Below are 5,472 nucleotides of genomic sequence, written 5' to 3' on the forward strand. Positions count from 1 at the left end.
GGCCAGAGTCGATGCGCGTTACAAGCAATCCGCTGCGGAAAATGCGCAGGCCATTGAGAGACTGCATGACATGCTGAAAGACCTCCAGCAGCGCACACGATAATCCGCTAACAAATAGTTTCTGGCCACCATTATAGACTCGATTCCCACGGATTGAGGATTGTTACTCCTGAGGCTTGAAAATCGGCTACATTACGCGTGACTATCGTCATACCATGCACAAGTGCTGTTGCTGCAATCAGCGCATCACGCTCGCTGCATCTGTCTGGTACGTGCAACCGAGCGCAGCGTTGTGCTACGGCGGTATCGACAGGCAATGTTCGTTCAGAGAACTCCGGTAAGACATGTTGCTCCAGCCACGCCCGCAGTATAGCCCCCTGTGTGGCGTCCCTACGCTCAATCAATAAAATGCCAAATTCTAATTCCATGATGGTGATGGCGGACACAAAGAGAGCAGTGGCATCAACATTTTCAGCCCATGCCACTACGTTCGGATCAGCCTTCCCTGCCCGAATTTTTCGTAGCTCGGACACGACATTGGTATCGAGTACATACATCATGAGAAATCAGCCGGACGGGTGCCGATAGTCACGGGCTGGGGTTCAAACTCAATGTCCGCAACGCCCGGCATCGCCAGCGAATCGGCAATGTTACGATGCTGCTTTGTCAGCAGCCGGTATTCTTCGATGCTCAACAGCACATGCGCAGGCTTGCCGCGATCAGTGATGAATACTGGGCCGTTTTTGGTTGCTTTCTTCGCACGGGTCACATCCTGATTTAGCTCCCGGCTGGAGAGAGTGGTAATAGTCATGGCTGTAGCTCCTACTTAAATTCACTATATAGGTACATTACTACATTATGAATAATCGTGCAAAGTTTGTTCGCTTTTTCATTTTCCCAAATGGCGGCAGGTAATACGGTTGTTGGTTTTACTACTCTTTGATGTCCGGCATGAGGCAGCTATTCCGAGCCGATAGTCAATAGAAATGGAATACATTCTCTGTCGTTATTTTGCGAGCCGTTTTGCAAAGGTCATTTTTGTCAGTGGCATGTTATTTGGGCGGGGGATAGAGTGGCGGTGAAAATTTAAACGCGGTTTTAACGTGCTGGAAACACGCTAAAACCGCTAACCACAACAACTACAGGATTAGTTATTATGGCTGACACGCATTCTACTGCAGGCACTCGCATTTACAAAATTTCCCAACCGGAACGTTATCAGAAAGTGGTTTACCGCCCCAATGGGGTGAACCGTACGATCCCTGCCATCAATTTAAGCGGAAAATGGCTGCTGGAAGCCGGGTTTTCCATCAATGATCCGTTAAAAATCAGAGTAATGCCCGGTTGTCTGATCATCACGGCCCAAAATTTTCATGAACTGTGGCACTGCTTAAAAAGCCTGAATGAAGGCGAATGGGATGATATCGCCGTGGCACACTGGCTACGGCAATTCCCCGGAAAATTAAATAAAAAGCTGCCGAAATAAACGCATAATGCTATGTTTTATCAACTAAAACATAGTATTGAACGCGACTGCGTAATCTGTGCTTTGCACTTAAAATGGCAAAAATTTTCTTTTGCGAAGCCGCTCGCATTTTATTTTATGAATCAACAAAGAAGGAATCTATGGAGCTTGGATTTTCTACTGAAAACGCTGAAAAACCGGAATGTGTATTAAGTGGTGATGATATGCAGCAGATGGGATTTACGCCCAATACTTTGTTTCATATCCAGCAATATCACAACGGATTGATATTGACATTGGCGAAGCCGGACGATGATCCGGCAACCCTGTTCCACGCTGTGGAAAATGATCCGAAGCAGGGCATTGATTGGGTACGTGATAATGGCGAACTGTATCTGGCGGGCGACTGGTTAACGGAAACCGGTTTGCTGGATAAGCCTGTTCAAATTGCTTTCGGTTACGGCAAAATTATGTTGATGACAGAGTCTGGTCTGATACCCGTCTGAGCTGTGTAAGACTTTTTTATTGCTGATAGTGTAATGGAATTAATAAATTGATTCGACATCGAATATCACTTCTATGACATGATGTATAGCAACAAGCCGGAAGATTGAGTGGCTCTTTCCGGCTTACCTATGCTAATAAATCAATTATTTTTCCCTAGTGATTCAAACCACTGATAATGAAATTGAGCCAGCTCTTCTGGGGTGACATCAACATCTTTATCCTCAAAATCAAATATATGAACCTGATTTTCAGGTAAGCCATACTGACCTAATTTAGTTTCATAAGCTGCTATACCTAACCCCATATCCCTCTGCATTGCCGATGGAAATACATTTATTTTTGCTCCTTTGCAAAGAAAGACTACATCTTTTAATTGGTTTCTTAAATTTATAAAGCATGAAAAGTAATCAGTGTCATTTGATTCTGCCAACTGATTGTTATTATGAAATATTTTTAAACAACAATGTCTATCAGGAAAATCAATCAAATGCAATTCAGCTTCTTCCATTTCACCATTTATTATTATTTTGATTTTTCTTTCATTGACGCATATCATTTTTCATTCCTTTTCGGATTTGAACTATTATGGCTACCTATATTGCCATTGCCATTGCCATTGCTATTGTTGTATCTAATTTGTTTTCATATTTAACCTTCCCTAAGAGAATAAAACTGCCACTTCTCTAGGATGTGAATACTTCTTACCTAAATAGCTTTTAAAAATGATAGGAGTATTCCTTACTCCGCGTGACACGCGGGGTAAGGAACACCACATGCTGATACTCTCACTATTATGAAAAGGTATATAGTACTTTGTTTGCATCATATACTATGAGAATAAAGCCAGAAAATCATGGAGATCTTTCCAGCTTTATTGGAAACACTTTAAAGTGTAATTTATCTCCGGTTATTTATTGCAAAATTTCATATATTTTTCATTACCTGTAATTAATTTGAGTTTAAAGGAATCTTTTTTTGTGTATTCATTCATGGTGCTATGATTACAACTGCTATAATCATCACCGACGCTGCCATCATTTTGCCACATACAAACAGGACAGATTTCATAGAATGAATCTTCTTTATTTTCAAAGACAATATAATTACAGGCTGGGCAATGGATACCACTAATTAAGTAATCATCTCGACCTATAATAGATATTTCGTTTCCAGTTATGTCTTTTATTATTTTTTCAAAAAAACTATTTTTTAGTAATTTTGAATAATTAACATTATTAAGTATAACATCATTGTATTTTTGTTTTATTGCTTCCGATGGTAGATCTTCTTCTATTTCTCCTGCTTCAATAAGGAGTTGAATTCGTTCATCTATACTCCCCTTAAATAACGAGTGCATTTTTAAAAATTCAATTAATTCAGAATATAAAAATTCAATTTTCATCATAAGTTTTTCGCCAATTCAATTGCAGCTTGGAAGGCATCTTTATCCCTACCAATGCTAATCAGACAGCTCAATTAGATTATGTTAAAGATGCGGGAATTGATGGGGGATTATAATGTAACATTATGATAATTAGCCGGAAGATCACATAGATCTTTCCGGCTTTCATATTAAATTACTATGACTTTTTCTTTAGAAATCCCAACTGGCCAATGTCCTGCATAATATATATTTACTATGCTTTCCCATTTATTACCAAGATTAAAAAAATTTTCAGTTACGTATTGCCTAAACGCGTAGCATATAGCATTCCTTGCTGCTTGATGAAAATCATGTGGCTTAGATATAAATTTACTTTTATCTATCTCTTTAGTTGCATTCATCACTGCTTTATTTATTTTCATCCTAATTTCTAGAAGATTTTTAGTGCTGTCTTGCTTCTTATAGAATGGATCTTCTTGAGTTGGTGACGTTGGAAGCCATTCAGTGTTTTTATAATATCCTTTAAATTCAAAATCAGAAGGATTTATAAATACTTTTTCGACATTCTCAATAAGAATCACATTTTCATCATGAAGATCAAATAATCCCATATTAGCGAAAAAATTCGCTTTCACAATTTTTTCTAACTCTACGTTAATATCAATCATGTTACAATCTCAAGTCAGTTATAGTTCCCGGTGGAAGAGCTTTTCTTCCTTGTTGAATCGTAGTGCGGAGGACTCCTCCTGCAGCATGTGGGCCAGGTATTCCGGGAAGTGAATGATTAGGTAATTTTCCATAAGTCGGCATTAAATTCCACCATTTATTGGCTCCACCACTTTCTAATGGAATTATATGGTGAGGGGTTGCTCCAGTAGGCCATTTTCTGCCTGTATTAGACTCCCATTGCTTCATTAAATACTTTTGTGTCTTCTCGAATTCTTTTCTTACAAATCTATTTTGAGCAGCACTACGTCTTTGAATAACAGGTGAATTACCTCTCAATATTTCTGCTTGTTTAGGTGTTATATGCCCATCTGGGGACGCAACCTTATTTGCATCATTAATGATTCGCTCAATAAGAGGACATTCTGCCAATCCTAGAGGATCTACCCATCCTGTCGGGTTGTGAACATATCCATACGGATTTTCACCCCCATATAATCCAATAGGATCGGGTGAAATATATTGTCCAGTCTTCGGTGAGTAATACCGATACCTGTTGTAGTAAAGCCCGGATTCCTCATCCTCGTACTGGCCCATAAACCTAAAATTGCAGTCAACATGATAGTCTGCATCATTGGACGCAATTACCTGAGAACGATCTGTCTGCCCCCAAGTTCTCAGCCGCTGTGCCCAGATAAGCTGGCCTGCCTCGTTGAGCATCTCCCGGGGCGTTCCCTGATGGTCACTCACCACATAGTGTAGCTTACCCAGCTCAAAACGTGCCGATGGCGTGAGGGAACCCGGCTCATATAACCAACGGATATGTTGACTTTCAGCTGGCGTACCATCGGCGTAAATTGGTGTTTCTTCTATAAGCTGATCGCCACTCCACAGGTAATTTTTCCCCATAGTGGCATCGGCTTTCGGTTCTAAATCCGGTTTGCCTGCCAACCATAACTGTAAATTAGTCGCTGCCAGTTTTCCATCGTGAATTCTCAGTTTTTGGAGTCGTCTGCCAAAAGGATCATATTTATATTGCCAACGCGAGCCATCCGGGGTTTCACAGTGGGTGAGCTGATTCTGGGTATCCCAGCGATAGCGCCAGATTTGTGGACGGAAGCCATCGCGCTGTTCGGTTTTTTCCACCAGACGACCATTGTCATCATAGCGATAACGGATATTTCCTTGCTGCACAACACGCCCGGCTTGTTGCCGTTGGTTGAGCTGCTCCATTGCCCCCCGAGCATCAGTCGGCAAATGTTGGCTCAGGTTACCGTTGGCATCATAACTGAATCGCTCTTCATGCGGACGCGCGCCCTCGAACAGGGTATGCAATATCTGGTCATTAGTATTGTAACGGTAGCGCGTTTGCCCCCAGCGGCTGTCGTCAATCACCCGCACATTATGGGATCGGTCGTATTGCCAGCTCCGGTTAACGGCGGTCGCTTGC

The 5,472-nt window shown here is 41.4% G+C and carries 8 protein-coding genes; 2 read left to right on the plus strand and 6 right to left on the minus strand.

Features of this window, described 5'->3' with window-relative positions; all coding sequences use genetic code 11:
- Positions 1-131: 131 nt before the first annotated feature.
- Together AACS92_RS17700 and AACS92_RS17705 are read right to left on the minus strand one after the other, a co-directional pair.
- The gene (locus tag AACS92_RS17700) at positions 132-557 is read right to left on the minus strand and encodes a type II toxin-antitoxin system VapC family toxin (RefSeq protein WP_099111890.1); all 426 of its coding nucleotides are present in this window, start codon (positions 555-557) and stop codon (positions 132-134) included.
- Positions 557-811 (minus strand): type II toxin-antitoxin system Phd/YefM family antitoxin, encoded by a 255-nt coding sequence (locus AACS92_RS17705; protein WP_099111885.1) that lies wholly within the window; start codon positions 809-811, stop codon positions 557-559. The genes AACS92_RS17700 and AACS92_RS17705 overlap by 1 nt, the downstream gene beginning before the upstream one ends.
- Positions 812-1,156: 345 nt before the next feature.
- On the opposite strand from AACS92_RS17705, the gene AACS92_RS17710 reads away from it, so the two are divergent.
- Positions 1,157-1,486, plus strand: a complete 330-nt coding sequence (locus AACS92_RS17710; protein WP_099111886.1) for a SymE family type I addiction module toxin — start codon at positions 1,157-1,159, stop codon at positions 1,484-1,486.
- A gap of 140 nt (positions 1,487-1,626) precedes the next feature.
- A complete protein-coding gene (locus AACS92_RS17715) occupies positions 1,627-1,971 on the plus strand; it encodes a SymE family type I addiction module toxin (protein WP_099111887.1) in 345 nt (114 codons plus the stop codon).
- A gap of 140 nt (positions 1,972-2,111) precedes the next feature.
- Here AACS92_RS17715 and AACS92_RS17720 read toward each other — a convergent pair whose 3' ends face one another.
- The 4 genes from AACS92_RS17720 to AACS92_RS17735 all read right to left on the minus strand — a co-directional run.
- Positions 2,112-2,528 carry a hypothetical protein gene (locus AACS92_RS17720; protein ID WP_099111888.1) on the minus strand — a complete coding sequence of 139 codons (417 nt, stop codon included), beginning with the start codon at positions 2,526-2,528 and terminating at the stop codon, positions 2,112-2,114.
- A gap of 351 nt (positions 2,529-2,879) precedes the next feature.
- Positions 2,880-3,377, minus strand: a complete 498-nt coding sequence (locus AACS92_RS17725; protein ID WP_241538034.1) for a CPCC family cysteine-rich protein — start codon at positions 3,375-3,377, stop codon at positions 2,880-2,882.
- Positions 3,378-3,544: 167 nt separating this feature from the next.
- Positions 3,545-4,024: a hypothetical protein gene (locus AACS92_RS17730; protein WP_099111889.1), complete on the minus strand. Its 480-nt coding sequence runs from the start codon at positions 4,022-4,024 to the stop codon at positions 3,545-3,547.
- Between the two features lies 1 nt (position 4,025).
- A partial coding sequence (locus AACS92_RS17735; RefSeq protein ID WP_241538035.1) for an RHS repeat-associated core domain-containing protein occupies positions 4,026-5,472 on the minus strand: 1,447 nt, incomplete at its 5' end.

This window comes from Xenorhabdus sp. KJ12.1 (assembly GCF_963876495.1).
In the GTDB taxonomy this organism is placed as follows: Bacteria; Pseudomonadota; Gammaproteobacteria; order Enterobacterales; family Enterobacteriaceae; genus Xenorhabdus; species Xenorhabdus stockiae.

What these genes read in the sequence shown, in the direction of transcription:
- AACS92_RS17700 (WP_099111890.1), bottom strand. Translation starts at nt 557, where the DNA reads ATGTATGTACTCGATACCAATGTCGTGTCCGAGCTACGAAAAATTCGG.
- AACS92_RS17705 (WP_099111885.1), bottom strand. Translation starts at nt 811, where the DNA reads ATGACTATTACCACTCTCTCCAGCCGGGAGCTAAATCAGGATGTGACC.
- AACS92_RS17710 (WP_099111886.1), top strand. Translation starts at nt 1,157, where the DNA reads ATGGCTGACACGCATTCTACTGCAGGCACTCGCATTTACAAAATTTCC.
- AACS92_RS17715 (WP_099111887.1), top strand. Translation starts at nt 1,627, where the DNA reads ATGGAGCTTGGATTTTCTACTGAAAACGCTGAAAAACCGGAATGTGTA.
- AACS92_RS17720 (WP_099111888.1), bottom strand. Translation starts at nt 2,528, where the DNA reads ATGATATGCGTCAATGAAAGAAAAATCAAAATAATAATAAATGGTGAA.
- AACS92_RS17725 (WP_241538034.1), bottom strand. Translation starts at nt 3,377, where the DNA reads ATGATGAAAATTGAATTTTTATATTCTGAATTAATTGAATTTTTAAAA.
- AACS92_RS17730 (WP_099111889.1), bottom strand. Translation starts at nt 4,024, where the DNA reads ATGATTGATATTAACGTAGAGTTAGAAAAAATTGTGAAAGCGAATTTT.